This window comes from Ruegeria sp. BG3 (assembly GCF_056538485.1).
Map to the genome: position 1 here is coordinate 538,627 of NZ_JBQFTE010000001.1, position 20,556 is coordinate 559,182.

The 20,556-nt window shown below is 58.0% G+C and carries 22 protein-coding genes and 1 tRNA gene; 10 read left to right on the forward strand and 13 right to left on the reverse strand.

Annotated elements, in window-relative coordinates; genetic code table 11:
• Position 1: 1 nt before the first annotated feature.
• Together ACR0AI_RS02725 and ACR0AI_RS02730 are read right to left on the reverse strand one after the other, a co-directional pair.
• Entirely contained in the window at positions 2–529 is a 528-nt protein-coding gene (locus ACR0AI_RS02725) for a GNAT family N-acetyltransferase (protein ID WP_480701241.1), read from the reverse strand.
• Between the two features lie 80 nt (positions 530–609).
• Positions 610–1,710 carry a PQQ-dependent sugar dehydrogenase gene (locus tag ACR0AI_RS02730; protein WP_480670872.1) on the reverse strand — a complete coding sequence of 367 codons (1,101 nt, stop codon included), beginning with the start codon at positions 1,708–1,710 and terminating at the stop codon, positions 610–612.
• A 151-nt stretch (positions 1,711–1,861) separates the two neighbouring features.
• Here ACR0AI_RS02730 and ACR0AI_RS02735 point away from each other — a divergent pair, with 151 nt between their 5' ends.
• From ACR0AI_RS02735 to ACR0AI_RS02765, 7 genes are all read left to right on the forward strand, one after another.
• Positions 1,862–3,043: an ABC transporter substrate-binding protein gene (locus ACR0AI_RS02735; RefSeq protein ID WP_170458188.1), complete on the forward strand. Its 1,182-nt coding sequence runs from the start codon at positions 1,862–1,864 to the stop codon at positions 3,041–3,043.
• A 127-nt stretch (positions 3,044–3,170) separates the two neighbouring features.
• Entirely contained in the window at positions 3,171–3,959 is a 789-nt protein-coding gene (locus ACR0AI_RS02740) for an ABC transporter ATP-binding protein (protein ID WP_170458187.1), read from the forward strand.
• Complete coding sequence (locus tag ACR0AI_RS02745; RefSeq protein WP_170665136.1) at positions 3,956–4,786, forward strand: ABC transporter ATP-binding protein; 831 nt, start codon at positions 3,956–3,958, stop codon at positions 4,784–4,786. The genes ACR0AI_RS02740 and ACR0AI_RS02745 overlap by 4 nt, the downstream gene beginning before the upstream one ends.
• 13 nt (positions 4,787–4,799) lie before the next feature.
• Positions 4,800–5,222: a hypothetical protein gene (locus ACR0AI_RS02750; RefSeq protein ID WP_170638715.1), complete on the forward strand. Its 423-nt coding sequence runs from the start codon at positions 4,800–4,802 to the stop codon at positions 5,220–5,222.
• The gene (locus tag ACR0AI_RS02755) at positions 5,222–6,232 is read left to right on the forward strand and encodes a branched-chain amino acid ABC transporter permease (RefSeq protein ID WP_480670869.1); all 1,011 of its coding nucleotides are present in this window, start codon (positions 5,222–5,224) and stop codon (positions 6,230–6,232) included. Before ACR0AI_RS02750 ends, ACR0AI_RS02755 begins: the two co-directional genes overlap by 1 nt.
• Positions 6,229–7,542: a branched-chain amino acid ABC transporter permease gene (locus ACR0AI_RS02760; protein WP_170458184.1), complete on the forward strand. Its 1,314-nt coding sequence runs from the start codon at positions 6,229–6,231 to the stop codon at positions 7,540–7,542. Before ACR0AI_RS02755 ends, ACR0AI_RS02760 begins: the two co-directional genes overlap by 4 nt.
• Before the next feature lie 184 nt (positions 7,543–7,726).
• Positions 7,727–7,984, forward strand: a complete 258-nt coding sequence (locus tag ACR0AI_RS02765) for a hypothetical protein (protein WP_480538507.1) — start codon at positions 7,727–7,729, stop codon at positions 7,982–7,984.
• Between the two features lie 32 nt (positions 7,985–8,016).
• Here ACR0AI_RS02765 and ACR0AI_RS02770 read toward each other — a convergent pair whose 3' ends face one another.
• Positions 8,017–9,564, reverse strand: a complete 1,548-nt coding sequence (locus tag ACR0AI_RS02770) for a helicase HerA-like domain-containing protein (protein ID WP_480670866.1) — start codon at positions 9,562–9,564, stop codon at positions 8,017–8,019.
• A 445-nt stretch (positions 9,565–10,009) separates the two neighbouring features.
• Here ACR0AI_RS02770 and ACR0AI_RS02775 point away from each other — a divergent pair, with 445 nt between their 5' ends.
• On the forward strand, positions 10,010–10,615 hold the full coding sequence (locus ACR0AI_RS02775) for an invasion associated locus B family protein (RefSeq protein ID WP_480670864.1): 606 nt from the start codon (positions 10,010–10,012) through the stop codon (positions 10,613–10,615).
• Between the two features lie 57 nt (positions 10,616–10,672).
• Here ACR0AI_RS02775 and ACR0AI_RS02780 read toward each other — a convergent pair whose 3' ends face one another.
• From ACR0AI_RS02780 to ACR0AI_RS02795, 4 genes are read right to left on the reverse strand one after another with little or no spacing between them, the layout of a single operon-like run.
• On the reverse strand, positions 10,673–11,881 hold the full coding sequence (locus tag ACR0AI_RS02780; protein WP_480670862.1) for a beta-ketoacyl-[acyl-carrier-protein] synthase family protein: 1,209 nt from the start codon (positions 11,879–11,881) through the stop codon (positions 10,673–10,675).
• 9 nt (positions 11,882–11,890) lie between these two features.
• Entirely contained in the window at positions 11,891–12,148 is a 258-nt protein-coding gene (locus tag ACR0AI_RS02785; protein WP_480670860.1) for an acyl carrier protein, read from the reverse strand.
• Positions 12,149–12,180: 32 nt separating this feature from the next.
• On the reverse strand, positions 12,181–13,272 hold the full coding sequence (lpxD, locus tag ACR0AI_RS02790; RefSeq protein ID WP_480670858.1) for a UDP-3-O-(3-hydroxymyristoyl)glucosamine N-acyltransferase: 1,092 nt from the start codon (positions 13,270–13,272) through the stop codon (positions 12,181–12,183).
• 37 nt (positions 13,273–13,309) lie between these two features.
• Positions 13,310–14,914 carry a L,D-transpeptidase family protein gene (locus ACR0AI_RS02795; protein ID WP_480670856.1) on the reverse strand — a complete coding sequence of 535 codons (1,605 nt, stop codon included), beginning with the start codon at positions 14,912–14,914 and terminating at the stop codon, positions 13,310–13,312.
• A 32-nt stretch (positions 14,915–14,946) separates the two neighbouring features.
• On the opposite strand from ACR0AI_RS02795, the gene ACR0AI_RS02800 reads away from it, so the two are divergent.
• A complete protein-coding gene (locus ACR0AI_RS02800) occupies positions 14,947–15,171 on the forward strand; it encodes a hypothetical protein (RefSeq protein WP_480670854.1) in 225 nt (74 codons plus the stop codon).
• A gap of 99 nt (positions 15,172–15,270) precedes the next feature.
• On the forward strand, positions 15,271–15,840 hold the full coding sequence (gene mepK / locus ACR0AI_RS02805) for a peptidoglycan L,D-endopeptidase MepK (RefSeq protein WP_170676037.1): 570 nt from the start codon (positions 15,271–15,273) through the stop codon (positions 15,838–15,840).
• Between the two features lie 236 nt (positions 15,841–16,076).
• On the opposite strand, the gene ACR0AI_RS02810 is transcribed toward mepK, so the two are convergent.
• From ACR0AI_RS02810 to sufC, 6 genes are all read right to left on the reverse strand, one after another.
• A tRNA-Arg gene (locus ACR0AI_RS02810) sits at positions 16,077–16,153 on the reverse strand.
• 66 nt (positions 16,154–16,219) lie between these two features.
• Complete coding sequence (locus tag ACR0AI_RS02815) at positions 16,220–17,440, reverse strand: cysteine desulfurase (protein WP_480670852.1); 1,221 nt, start codon at positions 17,438–17,440, stop codon at positions 16,220–16,222.
• Positions 17,441–17,451: 11 nt separating this feature from the next.
• Positions 17,452–18,012, reverse strand: a complete 561-nt coding sequence (locus tag ACR0AI_RS02820) for a Yip1 family protein (protein WP_480670850.1) — start codon at positions 18,010–18,012, stop codon at positions 17,452–17,454.
• Complete coding sequence (locus ACR0AI_RS02825; protein WP_170373691.1) at positions 18,009–18,494, reverse strand: YIP1 family protein; 486 nt, start codon at positions 18,492–18,494, stop codon at positions 18,009–18,011. Before ACR0AI_RS02825 ends, ACR0AI_RS02820 begins: the two co-directional genes overlap by 4 nt.
• Position 18,495: 1 nt before the next feature.
• Positions 18,496–19,776: a Fe-S cluster assembly protein SufD gene (gene sufD / locus ACR0AI_RS02830; RefSeq protein ID WP_480670848.1), complete on the reverse strand. Its 1,281-nt coding sequence runs from the start codon at positions 19,774–19,776 to the stop codon at positions 18,496–18,498.
• Positions 19,776–20,531: a Fe-S cluster assembly ATPase SufC gene (gene sufC, locus ACR0AI_RS02835; protein ID WP_170373689.1), complete on the reverse strand. Its 756-nt coding sequence runs from the start codon at positions 20,529–20,531 to the stop codon at positions 19,776–19,778. The genes sufD and sufC overlap by 1 nt, the downstream gene beginning before the upstream one ends.
• Between the last annotated feature and the right edge of the window lie 25 nt (positions 20,532–20,556).

Here is a 20,556-nt window from a genome sequence, read left to right on the forward strand (position 1 = left end):
TTTACAGGGTCTTCTCAAAATAGTGCAGATGGGGCCTAAGCATGGGCTGATCCAGATAGGTCGTCGTCTCAATGGGTTCGGACAGTTCGACAAATCCCAGTTTCGGATACAGGTCCCTCATTTCGACATTCGGAGTAAGTGTGTCAGCCACAAGGCGTTTTAACCCCAGCGTGCGGGCCGCCTCCTCTCGGGCTTGTATCATGGCACGCCCCGCACCTGTGCCGCGCGCGGCTTCGGTCACGAACACGCGTTTCAATTCGCCGGTGTCCTGATCCAGCCGTTTCATCATGCCACAGCCGATGATCTTACCCGTGCTGTCTCGCGTCAGAACCAGGCACCCGTTTGGCGGCAGATAGTCCTCTGAGTGTGCCCAAAACTCGGCCAGCGCGCTTTGCGGCGCAGCCGGATCGATTTCAAACCCCATGGCCGTCATGCGCTCAACGATCAACGCATAATATTGGGACAGGATGCCGTTCAACTCATCCTGATCTGGCAGCTTGTCACACATTTCAATCGAAAAGTCGCGCAATGGACCGTACCCTCAGATGGTTTCTTGATACAGGATCAAGCTCGGTTACTCGGCAACAGTCAAGGAGGGCGAGCACTGATCTATCTATCCGGGGAAAGCCGGAAAACTGCCCCATTGCCTACGGAAATGAACCAGATCGACCCATCCGGGGCCTCAACGATATCCCGGACCCGCTCTGTTTCGGGGCCTCTGATCTGTTCGACCTCGCGCAGTGGGTTGCCGTCGAGCCGGGCGATGTAATCAAACTTGAGCGATCCCACGAAGACGTCGCCTCTCCATTCCGGCCAGAGCGCACCTGAATAGACCATCAAGCCCGAGGGCGCGATGGAAGGGTCCCAATAGTGGCGCGGCTGTTCCATCCCTTCTTTGGCAGTGCCTTCGCCTATCGTCTTGCCCGAGTAGTGCTTGCCATAGGAAATGACGGGCCAGCCGTAGTTCAGCCCCGGTTGCACGAGGTTAACCTCGTCCCCTCCGCGCGCGCCATGCTCGGATGTCCAAAGACGCCCCTGCGCGTCCAGATCGGCACCCTGAGGGTTGCGGTGACCGTAGGACCAGATCTCGGGCCGAATATTCGCCTGCCCGACAAACGGGTTGTCTGCAGGAACCGAGCCATCCCGATTAATGCGGATAATCGACCCGATAGTGTTTGAGCGGTCCTGAGCCTGCGGTCGATCCCCCCGATCCCCGATGGTGACAAACAAACTGCCGTCTTCCGCCTCAACCACCCGGGAGCCAAAGTGACGCCCGCCCGAGCCTCCCGGCGTGGCCTCGAACAGGATACGCGTGTTGGTCAGGCGTTTGCCGTTCTCCGACAGTCGCGCGACGGCCAGCGCGGTGCCAGCTCCAGTGCTCTGAGGTTTCGAGAAGGTCAGAAAAACCTCGCGCGTCTGTGGGAAGTCCCTCGCGATGGTCACGTCCAGCAAGCCGCCCTGCCCTCTGGCGGCCACTTTCGGAACCCCCTTCACTTTTTGAGATTTCCCGTCCGACACATAAAGCACATCGCCATCCCGTTCGGTCACCAGAAACGATCCATCGGGCAGGATGCCGACGGCCCAAGGCGCATCCAGTCCCTCGATCATCGGCTCGATCTGAACCGGACCTTGGGATGTCTCAAGCTCCTCAGCGGAGGCGAGACCTGTGCCGATCATCAAGGCAAGAATCGCAAAGGGTCTGGGCGTCATGGGTCTTCCTTTCGGACTGACAGCGTTATCACCATGAGAACAAATAGGATTATGGAGCGTAAAAACACGATTGCGTTAGGACTTTTCTTTTCCGGATTGCTTGCCTAGGGTCATGCGCAGAACGAATACGTTCACAATAGGGAGTAACCATATGAAAAAGCTGCTGACTGCAACTGCAGCCTCCGCTCTGCTGGCGGGTACCGCAATGGCCGAAGACGTCAAGCTGGGCGTTCTGTTCGGCTTCACCGGCCCGATTGAATCGCTGGCACCTGCCATGGGTTCGGGCGCCGAGATGGCGATGGCCGAAGTCACCGAATCCGGCAAGCTGCTGGACGGCGCAACCGTGACCGCAACTCGTGCAGACACCGGCTGTATCGACAACGGCCTGTCCACGTCGAACGGCGAGCGCATGATCGCTGACGGCGTAGCTGGCATCATCGGCGGTGACTGCTCGGGCGTGACTGGCGCGATCCTGCAGAACGTCGCGATTCCGAATGGCATGGTGATGATCTCGCCATCGGCCACGTCGCCCGGTCTGTCGACCATGGAAGACAACGGCCTGTTCTTCCGCACCGCGCCGTCGGATGCGCGTGAAGGTCAGGTGATGGCTGACATCCTGAACGATCGTGGCATTAGCTCGATCGCTCTGACCTACACCAACAACGACTACGGCAAGGGTCTTGCGGACGCGATCCAGTCCTCGTTCGAGGCGTCGGGTGGCGAAGTCACCATCGTCGCAGCGCACGAAGACGGCAAAGCCGACTACTCGGCTGAAGTTGGCGCGCTGGCGTCGGCCGGTGGCGATATTCTGGTCGTTGCGGGCTACCTGGACCAAGGAGGTCTGGGCATCATCCAGTCGGCTCTGGACAGCGGCGCGTTTGACACATTCGGTCTGCCCGGCGGCATGATCGGTGACTCGCTGCCTGCAAATGTCGGTCCGGACCTGAACGGTTCGTTCGGTCAGATCGCTGGTTCGGGTGGTGAAGGCGCTGAAAAGTACTTTGCCATGGCCGAAGCTGCAGGTTTCGACGGCTCGTCGCCCTACTCGCCTGAATCCTATGACGCCGCTGCCCTGTTCATGCTGGCCATGCAGGCCGCAGGTTCGACCAACCCAGCGGACTATGGTTCCAAGATCATGGACGTCGCCAACGAACCTGGTGAGAAGATCTACCCGGGTGAACTGGCCAAGGGTCTGGAACTGCTCGCTGCCGGTCAGGAGATCGACTATGTCGGTGCCTCCGGTGTTGAGTTGATCGGCCCCGGTGAAAGCGCGGGATCCTACCGTGAGATTGAAGTCACCGACGGCGAGAACAAAACCGTCAACTTCCGTTGATCCAAGGTTAACAGTCATAAAAACAAGCAGCCCGGGCCTTGTGTCCGGGCTGTTTCAATGACAAAAGCCCGCACCATTCGTACAGGGATGCGGCAACAACGCCGGAAAACGGCGGCTAGGGGAAAAGATGATCGTCGTCGAAGACGTGCATAAGCATTTCGGCGGGTTTCATGCGGTGGACGGGGCATCGCTGGAAATCCAAAAGGGCTCGATCACCGGTCTGATCGGACCGAACGGGGCCGGAAAAACCACTTTGTTCAATGTGATCGCGGGTGTTTTGCCGCCGACCAGTGGCAAGGTGGTGATGGATGGTGAGGATATCACCGGCCTGCCCCCGCATGAGCTGTTTCACAAGGGCCTGCTGCGTACCTTCCAGATCGCGCATGAGTTCTCGTCGATGACTTGCCGCGAGAACCTGATGATGGTGCCCGGCGCGCAATCCGGGGAATCGCTTTGGAACACATGGTTCGGTCGCAAACGGATTGCTGATGAGGAGCGCGCGCTTCGGGCCAAAGCTGATGAGGTGCTGGAGTTCCTGACCATCGAACATTTGGCTGACCACAAGGCGGGTCAGGTCTCGGGCGGACAGAAGAAGCTGCTGGAGCTTGGTCGCACCATGATGGTCGACGCCAAGATCGTGTTTCTGGACGAGGTCGGCGCGGGTGTGAACCGGACCCTGCTGATGACCATTGGCGACACGATCCTGCGTCTGAATAAGGAACGTGGCTATACTTTCGTCGTCATCGAGCATGACATGGATTTCATCGGCAAGATCTGCGACCCGGTCATTTGTATGGCCGAGGGCAAGGTGCTGGCCGAGGGAACGCTGGACGAGATCAAAGCCAATGAACACGTGATCGAGGCCTATCTGGGCACCGGCCTGAAAAACAAAGACAAGCTGGAGGCCGGAGCGTGAGCGATAATCCTTATCACGACGACAAAGGCAACAAGGACGCGTCGATCACGAACACGCAAGGCGTCGGCACCATGACCCCGGCCCATCGCAAAAGCGGCGCAACACACAAGGTCGATGGTGGGCCGTTTCTGATCGGCGACACGATGACAGGTGGCTACGGCAAAGGGCCCGACATTCTGCACGATTGCACCATCGCCGTCGACCGGGGCGAGATTGCAGTCATCGTCGGGCCCAACGGCGCTGGCAAGTCTACTGCGATGAAGGCCGTGTTCGGCATGCTGGATGTGCGCTCGGGCGCAGTTCGGTTGGACGGCGAGGATATCACCTCTCTCACGCCTCAGGACCGGGTGATGCGTGGGATGGGTTTTGTGCCGCAGACTTCGAACATCTTCACCTCTATGACGGTGGAAGAGAACCTTGAGATGGGTGCCTTTATCCGCCGGGATGATTTCTCGGACACGATGGAGCAGGTCTATGAGTTGTTCCCCATCCTCCGCGATAAACGCCATCAAGCGGCCGGCGAACTGTCGGGCGGTCAGCGCCAGCAGGTCGCCGTGGGCCGCGCGCTGATGACTCAGCCGAAAGTACTTATGCTGGACGAGCCGACCGCCGGTGTCTCGCCCATCGTGATGGATGAGTTGTTTGACCGGATCATCGAGGTCTCGCGCACCGGTTTGCCGATCCTGATGGTCGAACAGAACGCCCGCCAGGCCTTGGAGATCGCGGACAAGGGATATGTGCTGGTTCAGGGGCGGAACGCCTATACCGGTACGGGCAAGGAACTTCTGGCCGATCCCGAAGTGCGTAAGAGTTTCTTGGGGGGGTGAGGTGAGGTCCGCAATGACGATCGCATTTGCCTCAATGTGCAGTACGGCTTGGGCGGCGCCATGCATTCTACAAGAGGCCTGCGCAGGCGTGCAAAACTGTGAAGGTGGGGAACTCATGCTTGAGCTGTTAGGCACCCCGCCCGAGCTTATAGAAAGTAACTATGGTGACTTTTCAGTCGATCAGATCGCCAAGGCCGGTGATATCACCTCCAAAATTGGCTTGTCTGATGGGCAAGAGTGGACGGCCGTTTCACGAAGCGACTTGCTGACGGCGTCCCGGATCGAAGACGAAAAACATGAGTATATGTATGTGACCAAGACTTCGACCACCGATCTAACCGTGACCTTATTAACCCAACCGCTGCGTTATGCCGACTATACGAAAGCTAACAACGGACGACGCGCGTTCTCTGGTAAATGCGAGCAGGAGTTTTAATGGACTTCGTCAACGCCCTTGTGGCGCTTTCCAACTTCGTCCTTGTTCCCGCAATCGCCTATGGCAGCCAGTTGGCGCTGGGGGCTTTAGGGGTGACGCTGATCTATGGCATCCTACGGTTCTCGAACTTTGCTCATGGCGACACCATGGCCTTTGGCGCTATGATCGCGGTTTTGGTCACGTGGGGCTTGCAAGCCGCAGGGGTCAGTTTCGGGCCGTTGCCGACGGCTCTGCTCGCCCTGCCCTTCGCCATTCTGGGCTGTATCATTCTGGTGCTGATCACCGACCGGCTGGTCTATCGCTTCTACCGTGAACAAAAGGCCAAACCGGTTATTCTGGTGATCGTGTCCATGGGCGTGATGTTCATCATGAACGGTATCGTCCGCTTCATCATCGGGCCGGACGATCAGAGGTTCTCGGACGGCGCGCGGTTTCTGATCAAGGCTCGGGATTTCAAGGAATGGACCGGGCTGAACGAAGGGCTCGCGATCAAAACCTCTCAGGCCATTACGGTCGTTGTGGCGGTGATCGCCGTGGCCGCTCTGTTCTGGTTTTTGAACAAAACCCGCACCGGTAAGTCGATGCGTGCCTATTCGGACAATGAAGATCTGGCGCTGCTGTCCGGCATCAACCCTGAGCGCGTGGTGATGATCACCTGGATCATCGTCGCCGCACTGGCGACCACGGCAGGCGTGCTTTATGGCCTCGACAAGAGCTTTAAGCCCTTCGTCTATTTCCAGCTTCTTCTGCCGATCTTTGCCTCGGCCATTGTCGGCGGTTTGGGCAACCCCCTTGGTGCCATCGCGGGTGGGTTCATCATTGCGTTTTCCGAGGTGACCATCACATACGCCTGGAAGAAAGTGCTGACCTATCTTGCCCCTGAAAATCTGGAACCGTCGGGATTGGTTCAGTTCCTCTCTACCGATTACAAATTCGCTGTCAGCTTTGCCATCCTGCTGATCGTGCTTCTGTTTAAGCCCACGGGCCTGTTCAAAGGAAAATCGGTATGAGCGAGGTTACCAAGAACACCCTGCTTTTCGTCACAGTTGGCGCGCTGATCCTTTTGACCGGATTCACGCAAAGCTGGAACGCGGCGATCCTGATCCTGAACATGGGATTGATCTCGGCCATCATGTCGATCGGGGTGAACCTGCAATGGGGATTTGCTGGCCTCTTCAACGTTGGCGTCATGGGCTTTGTGGCTTTGGGTGGGCTGGCGGTTGTGCTGGTCTCGACCCCGCCAACGCCCGGGGCATGGTCCGAGGGCGGCTATGGCGTCATTCTGGCGCTGCTTCTGGGGGCCGCGACCGTCGTTGCGACCGTCATGGTCGCGCAGAAGATGCCGAAAGGGCGCGCGCGAACGCTGGCCATCGTCGGAATCCTCATCGTCGGTTTCTTTGTCTACCGTGCGATCTTTGACCCGAACGTCGCCGCGATTGAGGCGATTGATCCGGCTGTTGCCGGCAATATTGGTGGTCTGAACCTGCCGGTCTTGCTCGCCTGGCCTGCCGGAGGGTTACTGGCAGCAGGAGCCGCATGGCTGATCGGCAAGACGGCTCTGGGTTTGCGCTCGGACTATCTGGCGATTGCGACCCTTGGTATTGCCGAGATCATCATTGCCGTCATGAAGAACGAGGACTGGCTGGCCCGCGGCGTCAAGAATGTCTACGGCATCCCGCGCCCTTCACCCGTGGTCGGCTATGAGGTTGAGCTGCAGCAAGACCCCTCCTTCCTTGCGCGGGCCGATTGGCTGGGGCTTGATCCGGTGATCGCCTCAACCCTTTCGGTCAAGCTGGGCTATTCGCTGCTGTTCCTGATCGTTCTGCTGGTGCTGCTGTGGATGGCGCAGATGGCGCTCAAAAGCCCATGGGGTCGGATGATGCGCGCCATTCGCGACAATGAGGTCGCAGCTGAGGCGATGGGTAAAGATGTCACCCGCCGCCACCTACAAATCTTTGTGCTTGGCTCTGCCATTTGCGGTATCGCGGGCGCGATGATGACCACGCTGGACGGTCAGCTGACGCCGGGTACCTACAACCCCCTGCGATTTACATTCCTTGTCTGGGTGATGGTGATCGTCGGTGGGTCGGGCAACAATTTCGGCGCCGTGCTGGGCGCGTTCCTGATCTGGTTCTTGTGGGTCCAGGTCGAACCGATGGGCCTGTGGCTGATGAACCTGATTACCTCGGGCATGCCGGATGGCAGCGCGCTGAAGGCGCATCTGATCGAAAGTGCTGCGCATATGCGGTTGTTTACGATGGGACTGGTCTTGCTGATTGTCCTCAGATTCAGCCCCCGAGGGCTGATCCCCGAGAAATAGACGCATCACGATCACAATACAGAAGCGGTGCCTCTCATCCGGCGCGGCTTCTTGATTTCTAAAGAGGTTTCCGCGTACACGAGACTACCGCTCGTTGTTCGGACTTATGGGGTCCGGCCTATGCTCAGAAGAAACCCGACCGATCTCTACGATCATTCGCACTCAATCGATGAGAGTATCCGACTTGACCAAGAAAACACTGATCACCAAAGCCGTTGTCATGCTGCCGGTTCTGGCCACGCTGACGGCCTGTATTCCGTCGCCCGAAGACCTTGAGACCACACCTGTTCAGGTCAACACTCCGCAGGGCGTCGTGACCTGTCAGCTTTACCGTCATGATCGTGTGACCTGGGACCGTGCGATTGATTTCCCGGCCACAAAGATGTCGGTCAAACAAGCTGATGCCTATTGCCGTCAGGAAGGCCAGCGCCGTCTGAAGTAAGCCGGTTGGCGCCCTGTGCTGGGCGCCTCCGATCAGCGATTTCGGAACAACCCGCCCAGAATACCCCGCACGATGCGACGGCCGGTTGTTCCCTTCAGCTCTTTGATGACGGCCTCACTCATCGCCGTTGCTAATGTGTCTTTCTTACGCACCATCCGAGACGTTGAACGCCCAACCCGGCTACCTGAATACCGGCGCGCCGAGCTGTATTCGCGCTCTATCGGGGTTTGTTGTTCGATGATCTCTTCCGCCTCCGCGGCCTCGGCCTCTTTGGCGGCAGCCTCCGCACGGGCTTGCAGGATTTCAAAGGCCGATTTGCGATCGACGGGCGTGTCATATTTCGCCGCCATCGGAGAAGCTTGCAGGATACCCTGACGCTCAGGTTCCGAAATTGGCCCAAGCTGCGATCCCGGTGGGCGAATCAAAGTCCGCTCGACAATCCCCGGCACGCCTTTCTTCTGCAGCATCGAGGTCACGGCCTCACCAACGCCCACCTCTCGGATCGCGGCCTCGGTATCGAAGGCGGGATTCTCGCGGTAGGTTTCCGCTGCCATACGAAGGTTCTTTCGGTCCCGCGCGGTAAAGGCGCGTAGCGCGTGTTGTACCCGGTTGCCCAACTGCCCCAGAATATCCTCAGGAATGTCAGCGGGATTCTGCGTGATGAAATACACCCCAACACCCTTGGAGCGGATGAGGCGCGCGACCTGCTCGACCTTGTCGACCAGTACCTTGGGTGCATCATCAAACAGAAGATGCGCTTCGTCGAAAAAGAACACCAGCTTCGGCTTCTCCGGATCACCAACTTCGGGCAGTTCTTCGAACAGTTCGCTCAGAAGCCACAACAGGAACGTGGCATAAAGCCGAGGCGCCCCCATCAGCTTGTCTGAGGCCAGTATATTCACCATCCCCTGCCCGTTTTCATCTGTCCGCATCAGATCGGCCAGATCCAGAGCGGGTTCTCCAAACAATTTAGTGCCGCCTTGGTTTTCCAACACCAAAAGACGGCGTTGAATGGCTCCGATAGAGGCCGTTGAGACATTGCCATAGCGCAGAGACAGCTGCGCCCTGTTCTCACCAATCCACACGAGAAGCGCCTGAAGATCCTTGAGGTCTAGCAGCGGCATGCCTTCTTCATCAGCTACCCGGAACGCGATGTTGAGAATCCCCTCCTGCGCCTCGCTGAGCTCCATGAGGCGAGACAGCAGCAGAGGACCCATTTCAGTCACAGTGGTACGGACCGGGTGGCCCTGTTCGCCAAACAGATCCCAGAACGTGACCGGACATGCGGCGTAGGAGAAATCAGAAAAGCCAATCCGTTCGGCGCGCTCGGTAAACGCTTGATGCAACTTATGGGTTTCGCTGCCTGCCAAGGCTAGGCCAGACAAGTCGCCTTTGACGTCCGACAGGAAAACAGGCACGCCCGCTTGCGAAAATCCTTCTGCCAGGATTTGCAGAGTGACCGTCTTGCCCGTCCCCGTGGCCCCTGCGATCAGCCCATGGCGGTTCGCGTATTTCAGCGTCAAACCCTGAGGCGTTCCGTATCCCTCACCCGCACCGCCCAGAAAAATCTCTTTACCCATGTAATTGCAGCCTTTTTTCACTGATCCGCAACCAGCATACAAACTTAACCTTTGGCTGCCATAGTCTATTCGTTCCCTTTGTGGCCCCGGGTTGCGAAGGGGACACTTCCTCCCTGTCGACTGGCCGTGCCTTCGGGCACGGCTTTTTTTGGAAGTGGGCGAATAAAACTATGCTGATTAGTGCATTAAATTTTTCTGTTAGCGGTTGACCCCTGCTTCCCCCTTTCGTAACGTCTGCGCATAACTAAGTCGGCCAGTCCGACGGGGAGAAAAATTTTGGAAAGAGGGCTGCTCCACCAGCCCTCTTTTCTTTTGCCTGTATTGGTTCTTGAGCGGGGTTTGGCCCAAGAAAACGCTCACATTGATCTCAGCCATTCGGTTAACGACTGACAGCCGCAGCGAAGGATGCTAGATGAGGCAAAACAAACAGCAAACCGAGGCATTCATGTTCAAGAGACTCCTCTCGTTTAATACTCTGGCAGCCGTTCTGATGTGCGGAGCGGTTAGCGCGCAGGAAACGACTTCCGAAGGCACGACCAATGAAGGAACAGGGGCCGATGCAGGCGCGGGCCTCGATTTGGGCCAATCCGGCCCGCGTGTAGGTGAGCAATTTGTCAAAGAAGAATCCGGCGATTGGGATGTCTCCTGCATCAAGGCACCGGAAGGCGAAGATCCTTGTGCGATCGTTCAGGTTCTGAACGGCCCTCAGGGTGATCCGATTGCAGAAGTGTCCATCGGCAAGCTGCCGGAAGGTGGAGCGGCTGTTGCATGGGCCAATGTGATCGTACCGTTGGAGACCCTGCTACAAGCGCAACTGGCCCTGTCGATCGACGGCGCGCCGCGCAAGCTTTACAACTACCACCATTGTCTGCCTGTTGGCTGTGTCGCGCAGCTGGGCCTAAGCCAGGGTGACATTGACGCGATGAAAGCGGGCAGCAAAGCGACCTTCTCGCTGGTTCCCGCGCGCTTCCCCGATCAGGTTATAACAATGGATATGTCCCTGTCGGGTTTCACTTCGGGCTTTGACGGGCTGGCCATTAACGTCAACTAAGTCGGCTGCGAATAGATTTCGCCGCCACAGCTTTGTGGCGGCGGTTTTCTTTGCAGCTCAGACGCTTTTGAGCGCCAAGACCGCGTTTAACCCGCCGAACGCAAACGCATTGCTGAGCGCCACGTCGACCTTGGCTTCACGCGCGACATTTGGCACCACGTCCAGCGCGCATTCCGGGTCGGGTTCTTCATAACCGATGGTGGGCGCGATGACTCCGTCCCGCAGCGCCATTATACAGGCCAGAAGCTCTACCGCTCCGGTGCCTCCGATCAGGTGGCCGTGCATGGATTTGGTTGATGAGATCATCAAATCATCTGCATGCGGTCCAAACACATCCGCTACGGCGGCACATTCCGTTTTGTCATTTGCCGCAGTACCTGTGCCATGTGCATTGATATAGCACACATCGCTGGCGTTCAGCTTGGCATCCGCCAACGCGCCCGCCATCGCTCGTGCGGCCCCCTGCTTGCTGGGCATCACGATATCCGAGGCGTCCGAAGACATGGCGAAGCCAACAACCTCGCACAGGATATCTGCGCCCCGCGCGCGGGCATGTTCGTATTCCTCGAACACAAAGACACCAGCACCCTCGCCCTGCACCATCCCGTTGCGGTTGGCGCTGAAGGGGCGGCAGGCGTCTTTGGACATCACGCGCAGCCCTTCCCAGGCTTTCACGCCGCCAAAACACAACATCGATTCCGACCCGCCGGTGATCATCGCAGGCGCGGCCCCGCTGCGCACCATCTGGAACGCTTGCGCCATCGCGTGGTTCGAGGACGCGCAGGCGGTCGATACCGTGAAGCTGGGGCCCTTCAAGTTGTGCTCCATCGACACATGGCTGGCGGCTGCGTTGTTCATCAGCTTGGGCACCACAAAGGGGTGAACGCGGTTCTTACCGTCCTCATAGACGGAGCGGTAGTTGTCATCCCATGTCGACACGCCGCCACCCGCCGTGCCCAGGACCACGCCGGACCGGGCTGCAAGGTCGCCATGAAACTCGATACCCGATTGCTCGATGGCCTCTTTGGCGGCGGTCAGGGTGAATTGCGTGAACCGGTCATACAGAGACATTTGCTGGCGATTAAACCGCCCTTCGGCCTCGAACCCACGCACCTGTCCGCCGATCTTGATGGCCAGACGGTCAACGTCGCGGAACTCCAGCTCAGAGATACCGCAGCGGCCCTCGCGCATCGCCTCCAGCGTGTCGGGGACGGAATGGCCCAGAGAATTGATCGTGCCTGCCCCGGTAATGACAACCCTTTTCATTGCGCTGGGTCAGACCTTTTCCGACACAAGCTTTTCGATGCCCGCAATGATCGCGGCCACGTTCGAGATGTCGAAATCATTCGCCTCGGGCTCGTTGGCGTTGAAGGGAACCGAGATGTCGAACTCTTCCTCGATGGCAAAGATGCTTTCGACCAGACCCAGGCTATCGATTCCCAGATCCGCCAGCGAGCTTTCGGGCGTCACATCCGATGGCTCCAGAACGGCCTGCTCTGCAATGATTGCGATGACGCGGTCGCTGATGCTCATGTTGATCCCCTGGCTATCAATCTGAGGATGATTTAATCGCTCGGAGACTGTTTGAAAACAGCCTTTTTCAATGCCTCGACGTCGCGAGCCATGCGCGGCAAGCGGCGCTGTGCCTTGTAGATCTCGGTATGGGTTTCCATCTTGACGCTCGGATAGCCCATGATCACACGGCCAGCTGGCACGTTAGACAGGATCTTGGTTGCGCCCCCCGCGATCACGCCATCGCCGATGAAAATATTGTCAGCTACTCCGGTTTGACCGCCAAGCACCACGTTATTGCCGATCTCGACCGAGCCGGACACGCCGGTCTGACCGCATAAAAGGCAATCGCGCCCGACACGCGTGTTGTGACCCACATGCACAAGGTTATCGAGCTTGGATCCGTCGCCAATACGTGTGTTCCGAATTGTGCCGTTGTCGACGGTACAGTTCGAGCCGACCTCGACATCGTCCCCGATTTCAACAGCGCCAAGCGAATGAATGCGCAGCCAGCTTTGCGCCTTGGCTTCCCCCTGATCGCCCATGGTTTTACGAGCGTTTTCGGCACCGGACACCTCGGGCGTGACAAAGCTGAACCCGTCGCCGCCGATACGCGCGCCGGGTTGGGCGATGAAGCGGTCTCCGATTTGCGCCCGCGCACCGATGCTGACCATTTCACGCAGAAGAGCTTGCGCGCCCAGCACCACGTCCATTCCGATTGTACAGTGCGGACCGATCACCGATCCCGCGCCAATCTTCGCCCGCGCGCCGATAACGGCCAGCGGACCGATCGAAACACCCTCTCCGATCTCGGCTGTCGGGTCGATCACAGCCGAGGGGTGAACGCCCGGTTCAACACCCTGCCCCCGGTCCAGCAGTGTCGTGATACCCGCCATCGCCATCCGGGGACGCGTGACAAAGATCGCAGCACGCAGGCCCATTGCTTGCCAATCCGCGCCTTCCCACAGCACGGCTGCGCGCGCCTCACCGCCCGAAAGCGTTTCGGCATATTTGGGGGACATTGCCATCGCCAGATCGGTTGGCCCGGCATCACCCGGCTCAGCGGCGCGCAGAATTGTCAGGTCTGTTTCACCCTGACATTCGGCCCCAAGGCTGTCGGCGATCTGTTGGATGGTGAACTGCATAGCGGGCGTCCTCTTGGGCAGGATTTACCCTGAGTGCTTACCCCTGAACGTCCGGCAGGGCCACCCCTGCCTTTTGCAGCGCGTCCCAAATCTTGGCATCGCGGTTATATACGTCGCGGCGATACTGAACCTCACCTTTTGGGCCGATATAGGCGGTGCGGTAGATCAGGTGGACAGGCACTTTCTTGTCCAACTTCACCGTCGTTTCTTTGCCGGTGTTCAACACACGGTGGAAGAATGCCTTGGGGTCCTCCTCCTGTTTGGCCAGCAGCGCATAGGCGAACTCGAACGGTTGCGCCAGTCGGATACACCCGTGCGAGAACGCCCGAACCTCACGCGCAAACAGAGATTTCTGAGGCGTATCATGCAGATAGATGTTGTACTTATTGGGGAACATGAACTTCACCAGCCCCAGTGCATTGCTTTTGCTGGGAGGCTGACGCATCGCGAACGGGAAGTTGCGTGCGGTGAATTGGGTGAAGTCGACGGCCCCTCGATTGACCTGACGACCACTGCGATCCGTGATCTGGATATGGCCGACCGCGTTCGGGTTCGATTGCAGCTTGGGCAGGTATTCCTTGGTAATGATCGAGCGTGGCACATACCAGCTGGGATTGATCACCATATGCTCCATCTCATCCGAGAATTCGGGGCTGCGACGATCATGTACGTTTTTGCCGATCACGGCGCGGGTCTCGAACGTGACCAGCCCGTCATCCACGATCTTTGCCGAGAAGTCGGCCTGATTGACCAGAATATGCCGCTCGCCCCGCTCACGCGGCAGCCAACGCTCCCGCTCCAAGGCGACATAGACGGCCTTTAAACGGTCCGAAGCCGGTCGGTTCAGCTCGGTGATAGTCCCTTGTCCGGCTACCCCGTCCGAGGCCAATCCGTGCGCTGTTTGGAATGCCTGAACGGCCCCAAGCAGGGCGTCATCAAACTCCGGGCTGGCCGTGGGTTTGAGGTAACCCATAGCAACAAGCCGGTTGCGCAGTTTGATCACGTTCGGACCGGTATCGCCGTATTCCAGTTTCGCGACCGGAACAGTCGGCCCCCACCCGCCCTGGCGGATCAGGTTCTCCAACGCGATCTTTTGCTTCATCAAAGCGCGATATTGGGCGGTTTGCGGGATCAGAGTTTCAAAATACGCCGCACCTTGGGTGTTCAGCGCCTCAAGATGCTGGTTTGCATCGCGGCGTTCGACCTTGCGGACAAGGCCATCGTCAATACTGGCGGGCCGCAGGGCACCGGAATAGATGTCATCTGCATAGGACAAGAAGCTACGCGTCAACTGAGCCTCGACCGTGCCCAAATCGCGAACCGAACGAGCCTCAGCCATCTGATCGACAAGGGCCTGCACGTCATACGCGGCGGGCAATCCGTGTCGCTCGGTCTCAGAGATTGCTTTGATCAATGCCGCACGGCGTTTGGCGTGTTCGGGCGTATCGCCGACCCACAGAGGGACAAAGCCATTGCTGCGATAAAATTCGGCAATCTGAACAGAGGCAGAGGTATTTTCGGCAACCGCCATCCGAAATGCGGTGTTCGACCCCTCGTCTGACGACGCGTTCGCGATGGATGCCGTCGCCAGAAAACAGGCGGTGAAAACAAAACTGGTACTGGTCCGTAACACTGAGAGCATGGGATGGCCTTGGTTCTTCAATAACTTATGCGATGTTTGCCGGAGCTTTATTTATATATGGTTTTCAGCCATCGGGCATGTCTATTCACAAATACCTTACTTATCTCCTTCTTTTGCGCCCTGATGCGCGTTTGCATCTACCCGATGCCGAAAACCCTCAGTTGCTGAATAAAATGACTCATTTGCATCACCTGCGCAAAAAACTGCCGAAAATTCCCCCTGACAAAGGTGCATTTCAAAGACTTCTTGGCCGTTGATTCCAACTGTGCCATACATTCGCCATCTGGGATGGGAAAATATTAAGACAGCGCGCGTAACATCGTGCGCAGGCAGGAACAGTACGGGACGAAACGAAAATGACCAAGAGCAGTACTTCGGGTATTACCCGTCGTGCCCTTCTGGGCGCATTCGCGGCAACGGCCGTGGCGGCAGCACCGACTTTTTCCAACGCAGCAGGTTTCCTTCGTGGTGGTGGCGATATTCGCCGCATCCGCATGTATTCCGGTCGCACGGGTGAGCGGATTGATATGGTTTACTGGGTCGACGGCAAATATATCAAAGACGCCGTGAAAGAGGTGAACCACTTCATGCGCGACTGGCGCACCGATCAGTCGAAAGCGATGGACCTGCGCACAATCGACATCATGGCGGCGTCGCACAACCTTTTGGACGCTGATGAGCCCTATATGCTCCTTTCGGGGTACCGCTCGCCACAAACCAACGCCATGTTGCGGTCCAAATCGCGCCGGGTGGCGCGGAACTCGCTCCATATGCAGGGACAGGCGGCTGACCTGCGACTCGCATCCCGTTCGGTTTCGCAAATGGCCAAAGCGGCCATGTCATGCCGTGCAGGCGGTGTTGGACAATACTACCGTTCGAACTTCGTCCACATGGATTGCGGTGTTGTTCGCAGTTGGCGCGGCTAAGCGCATTGTCGTTTACTGAGATGGATCTGGCAGGCCATTAGGTCTGCCTGAGTGTGTTGCAAAACTCGAATTTTGCAGGAACGGGCTGCTGCAATTGGCGGCCTTTGTTCGTTGCAGAGCCAATCACCCAACGTTTCTCTAGCTTGTTCAGGCTAAAGATATTTTCGAAATCAAACATCTAGCGGATGCAACGACCACTACGGTCGGACTGAACAAATCATCAAGACTGTGAGAAGTGGCGCACCTGAGAGGATTCGAACCTCTGGCCTCTGCCTTCGGAGGGCAGCGCTCTATCCAGCTGAGCTACAGGTGCCTTGGCCGTTAGCTAACCTTGTTCCGAGCTGGGTGCAACTGGAAAACTGACCGGCACGACCCAGATTTAGGCAAAGAGATCATGCGCCAGTTCAAGCGCGTCAATCAGGGTGTCGACCTCATCCGTGGTGTTATAGAGGCCAAAGCTGGCGCGGCAGGTGGCCGTCACCCCAAGGTGATCCATCAGAGGACCGGCGCAGTGGTGACCGGCGCGCACCGCGACGCCTTTCTTGTCCAGAATCGTCGAGACATCATGCGCATGTCCTGCCCCATCCAGCGTAAAGCTAAAGATCGCGGCCTTGTCCGGCCGTGTGCCCTGAACCTGTAGCCAGTTTAGACCGGTCAGACGCTGCATGGCATAATCACGCAGGCCCGCTTCGTGACTGGCGATATTCGCCATCCCCAGATCCATCATATAGTCCAGAGCCACACCGAGACCGATAGTTTGGACGATGCCCGGCGTGCCAGCCTCAAACTTCATCGGTGGATCATTGTAGATAACCTGATCCTTGCTGACCTCTTTAATCATGTCGCCGCCGCCGATGAAGGGGCGCATTTCGGCCATACGTTCGGATTTGATATAGATCGCTCCGGAACCGGATGGGCCATAGAGCTTGTGCCCGGTAATGGCATAGAAATCGCAGCCGATATCCTGCACGTTAACCGGCATGTGAACCGCACCCTGACTACCATCAACCAAGACCGGCACGCCCTTGGCATGCGCGCCCGCAGTGATGGCCTTCACGTCGACCACAGTGCCCAACACGTTCGAACATTGCGTGACCGCGACCAGTTTGGTCTTGGGGCCGATTGCGTCAATCACGGCCTGCGGATCAAGCCCGCCATCCGCATCAACATCGACCCATTTCAGGACGACGCCCTGACGCTCACGCAGGAAATGCCAGGGCACGATGTTGGCGTGATGCTCCATCACGCTGAGGACGATCTCATCCGCCGCTTCAAGCCGCGGCATGGCCCAGCCATAGGCGACCAGATTGATCCCCTCGGTCGTGCCGGAGTTCAGAACAATCTCATCCTCATCCGCAACACCCAGAAAGCGCGCGACCGTGCTACGCACGGATTCATATTTCTCGGTCGCGAGGTTCGAGAGGTAGTGAAGCCCGCGATGCACGTTAGAGTATTCCTCGGCATAGGCGCGCGTAACGGCATCAATCACGACCTGAGGTTTCTGCGCCGACGCGCCATTGTCCAGATATGTCAGGGGTTTGCCGTTCACCTGCCGCGACAGGATCGGGAAATCAGACCGGATTTTCTGCACATCATACATGAGAGATCTTTCTAGACAGGACCCAACGGGTTGAGAAATAGGACAAAAGGTACCGCCAGCAACGCCGTCAACAAAATGACACCAAAAGACTTGCCCAGAGATCCAAGCTTGTGCGCCTCATTCAGAAAATGAAGTGTTATGTAGAGGCTGTAGATGGCCGTTGCCAGGATCAGAGGGGCCATAAAAGCTACCGCGATCAAGCTCAGCGCGAGGGTCGCGACCAGTGCTGCAATTTGCAGAAACTGCAGCCAGATCGTCAGGACCATCAGATCTTCAAAACGCCCCGTTCCGCCCAGAAAACGCCCGACATAGAGAAAGGCCAGAATGCTGAACAGCATCGTTCCTGCGGATCGGATCAGGACAACCGGGATCGATTGGGATACGGTTGGGCCACCCGATGCGGCGATGGATAGATCTATGCCCATCTGCGCGATGCAATTGAGGACAACGGCCAGAAAGAACGCCAGCCACAAAACCTCTCGCCCCGGGTTGAGGGCCAAAATCTGTCGCGCCGCTTCGGCAGGTTTTCTGAGCGTCAGGCTCGCCAGCGGGCCCAGGGGGGGTATAGTCATTCAGCCGACCTTTGTGCTTGTCGCAATCCGGATAACCAGAACCAGACAAAAACGGCAACCCAAATCAATCCGACCAAAGTTTGAGTCGGCCCAGGGCCTATGAACCCGGCGACCAGTCCGTTTAGCAAAACCAAAGGTGCTGAGGACAAGAGCGCCCAGAATAATGCCAATCTGGCACCATAGGCACTGCCCTGCCCGCCCACCAGACGCGCGGCCCAATGTGACACCAAGGCCAGCGTGTAGAAGAACAGCGGCAGGATGAAGACCGAGCCCAAAAGCGCTCCGCCCAGAAGCATGTTCAATTCGACCTGCTCCAGATGCGCGCGGCGTGCAAGGCTGGGCATTTGCGCAATGAAGGCCACCACGCAAAAGGCCATGACGAAGATAAGCGCTCGGTCTTCGCGCGGCCCCATATCCAGAAGCCGACGCACAACGCGACCCGGCCCCCGGTATGTGGCGACGATATCTGATGAGACCGGCATATCAGCTGTGACGCGAAAGCCAGCCTTCCAGACGGGTCACGATCTCTTCGGCCAGTGTTTCGTCCTCGATCTCATCCACCGCCTCGGCAAGGAAAGCCAGCGTCAGCATGTTGGTGGCGTCCTTCGTCGGAACCCCGCGCGAGCGCAGATAGAACAACGCGGTCTCATCAATCGCGCCCGAGGTCGACCCGTGCGAACAGGCAACGTCATCGGCGTAGATTTCAAGCTCGGGCTTGGCGAGGAACTGGCTGTCATCGTCCAGTAAAAGCGACTGGCTGATCTGGTAGCCATCGGTCTTCTGCGCGCCTTCCTTCACAAGGATCTTGCCTTGGAACACGCCCGTCGCGCCGTTGCGCAGGACCTTCTTGAACACCTGACGGCTTTCGCAATTCACCGCGTCATGGGTGACAAAAACGGTGTCGTCATGGTGAAAATCACCGTCCCCGACGCAGGCTCCGGCCACATGGGCCACGGCATCGTCACCGGTCAGTTCTACCACCTGCTCATTACGAGTCAGCACGCCATTGGCTGTAAGAGTAAACGACTTATAGGTCGATTCCTGACCAAGACGCGTGAACATATGGGTTACGGCCCGGCGTTCATGATCGCGGCCCTGCGCCCGGACATGGTGCAAGGTCCCGTTGTCGGCGATGTCGATCTCCATGCATTTGTTGAAGCGCGACGCGGCCGGACCGGCCTCGAGGATCGTCGCCTCGGCATCGCTTTCAACACGGATCACGTGGTGCAGAATCGCGTCCGAGTCTTCGGACTCGTGACGGTACACCAGATTGATCGGCTTCGACGGTTTGCCGGTTACATGGATGGCAACGCCGTCTGTCGCGAATGCGGTGTTCAAAGCAGCCAGAGGACGCTGAACCGGGGTTTGGCCCCGCTCCTCGAGCTTGCCGTAAAGATCCTTGGCCCAGTGGATATCCTTGCAGCAGATATCCTCCAGCCGGTCGATCTTGACGCCTTCAAGGCTCAGATCATCCGAGGCTTCGGCATCGAACACACCGTCGACGAATACAATTTGCAGCCGATCGACATCGTTGAACACCATCGGCTCGCCCGAGTCGAAAATGGCAGCCTTGGGCGCATCGGCCGAGACCAGCGTATCCGGACGCGTGTATTTCCAGTATTCATCGCGACGGCTTGGTAGCCCCATTTCTCGCACCCGGCCCAAAGCCCCTTGGCGCGCGGCCTTGGTGCATCCGGGATCAGGCATCGTCAGCGAGGCCAGACGCTCTTCGGTTGCGGTCTGTTTTGCTTGCGGTAAGGCCATTAGTTCACCTCGGCAAGAATGTCGGAGTAACCGTTGTTTTCAACTTCCAGCGCCAGCTCAGGACCACCGGATTTCACGATGCGGCCATCGGCCATGATGTGAACGACATCCGGTTTGATGTGGTCCAGCAGGCGCTGGTAATGGGTGATGACCAGGAAACCACGCCCCTCATCCCGCAGCGCGTTCACGCCTTCGGAGACCAGCTTCATGGCATCCACGTCGAGGCCCGAGTCGGTCTCGTCTAGAATGCACATTTTGGGTTCCAGCATCGCCATCTGCAGGATTTCATTGCGCTTTTTCTCTCCACCCGAGAAGCCGACATTGACCGGACGCTTCAGCATGTCCGCGTCGATCTTCAGCGATTTCGCCTTTTCTCGCACGAGTTTCAGGAAGTCGGCGGCCGACAGCTCCTCTTCCCCGCGCGCTTTGCGCTGCGCGTTCACTGCGGTGCGCAGGAAGGTCATGTTGCCGACGCCCGGGATCTCAACCGGGTATTGGAACGCGAGGAACACACCAGCTGCGGCACGCTCTTCCGGCTCCATCTCTAGCAGGTCTTCGCCGTCCAGAGTGGCCGAGCCTTCGGTGACCTCATAGCCATCGCGCCCCGACAGCACATAGCTGAGCGTGGACTTGCCCGAGCCGTTCGGCCCCATGATCGCATGCACCTTGCCAGCCTCGACCGTCAGGTCGACACCCTTGAGAATTTGCTTGTCTTCTTCTTCAAGCTGTACGTGCAGGTTCTTGATTTCCAGCATGTTTTGTCCTTTTGCGTATCGCAAG

Coding starts and splice junctions, on each gene's coding strand:
- ACR0AI_RS02730 (WP_480670872.1), bottom strand. CDS start 1,710: ATGACGCCCAGACCCTTTGCGATTCTTGCCTTGATGATCGGCACAGGT.
- ACR0AI_RS02735 (WP_170458188.1), top strand. CDS start 1,862: ATGAAAAAGCTGCTGACTGCAACTGCAGCCTCCGCTCTGCTGGCGGGT.
- ACR0AI_RS02740 (WP_170458187.1), top strand. CDS start 3,171: ATGATCGTCGTCGAAGACGTGCATAAGCATTTCGGCGGGTTTCATGCG.
- ACR0AI_RS02750 (WP_170638715.1), top strand. CDS start 4,800: ATGACGATCGCATTTGCCTCAATGTGCAGTACGGCTTGGGCGGCGCCA.
- ACR0AI_RS02755 (WP_480670869.1), top strand. CDS start 5,222: ATGGACTTCGTCAACGCCCTTGTGGCGCTTTCCAACTTCGTCCTTGTT.
- ACR0AI_RS02760 (WP_170458184.1), top strand. CDS start 6,229: ATGAGCGAGGTTACCAAGAACACCCTGCTTTTCGTCACAGTTGGCGCG.
- ACR0AI_RS02770 (WP_480670866.1), bottom strand. CDS start 9,564: ATGGGTAAAGAGATTTTTCTGGGCGGTGCGGGTGAGGGATACGGAACG.
- ACR0AI_RS02775 (WP_480670864.1), top strand. CDS start 10,010: ATGTTCAAGAGACTCCTCTCGTTTAATACTCTGGCAGCCGTTCTGATG.
- ACR0AI_RS02780 (WP_480670862.1), bottom strand. CDS start 11,881: ATGAAAAGGGTTGTCATTACCGGGGCAGGCACGATCAATTCTCTGGGC.
- ACR0AI_RS02785 (WP_480670860.1), bottom strand. CDS start 12,148: ATGAGCATCAGCGACCGCGTCATCGCAATCATTGCAGAGCAGGCCGTT.
- lpxD (WP_480670858.1), bottom strand. CDS start 13,272: ATGCAGTTCACCATCCAACAGATCGCCGACAGCCTTGGGGCCGAATGT.
- ACR0AI_RS02795 (WP_480670856.1), bottom strand. CDS start 14,914: ATGCTCTCAGTGTTACGGACCAGTACCAGTTTTGTTTTCACCGCCTGT.
- ACR0AI_RS02800 (WP_480670854.1), top strand. CDS start 14,947: ATGTTTGCCGGAGCTTTATTTATATATGGTTTTCAGCCATCGGGCATG.
- mepK (WP_170676037.1), top strand. CDS start 15,271: ATGACCAAGAGCAGTACTTCGGGTATTACCCGTCGTGCCCTTCTGGGC.
- ACR0AI_RS02815 (WP_480670852.1), bottom strand. CDS start 17,440: ATGTATGATGTGCAGAAAATCCGGTCTGATTTCCCGATCCTGTCGCGG.
- ACR0AI_RS02820 (WP_480670850.1), bottom strand. CDS start 18,012: ATGACTATACCCCCCCTGGGCCCGCTGGCGAGCCTGACGCTCAGAAAA.
- ACR0AI_RS02825 (WP_170373691.1), bottom strand. CDS start 18,494: ATGCCGGTCTCATCAGATATCGTCGCCACATACCGGGGGCCGGGTCGC.
- sufD (WP_480670848.1), bottom strand. CDS start 19,776: ATGGCCTTACCGCAAGCAAAACAGACCGCAACCGAAGAGCGTCTGGCC.
- sufC (WP_170373689.1), bottom strand. CDS start 20,531: ATGCTGGAAATCAAGAACCTGCACGTACAGCTTGAAGAAGAAGACAAG.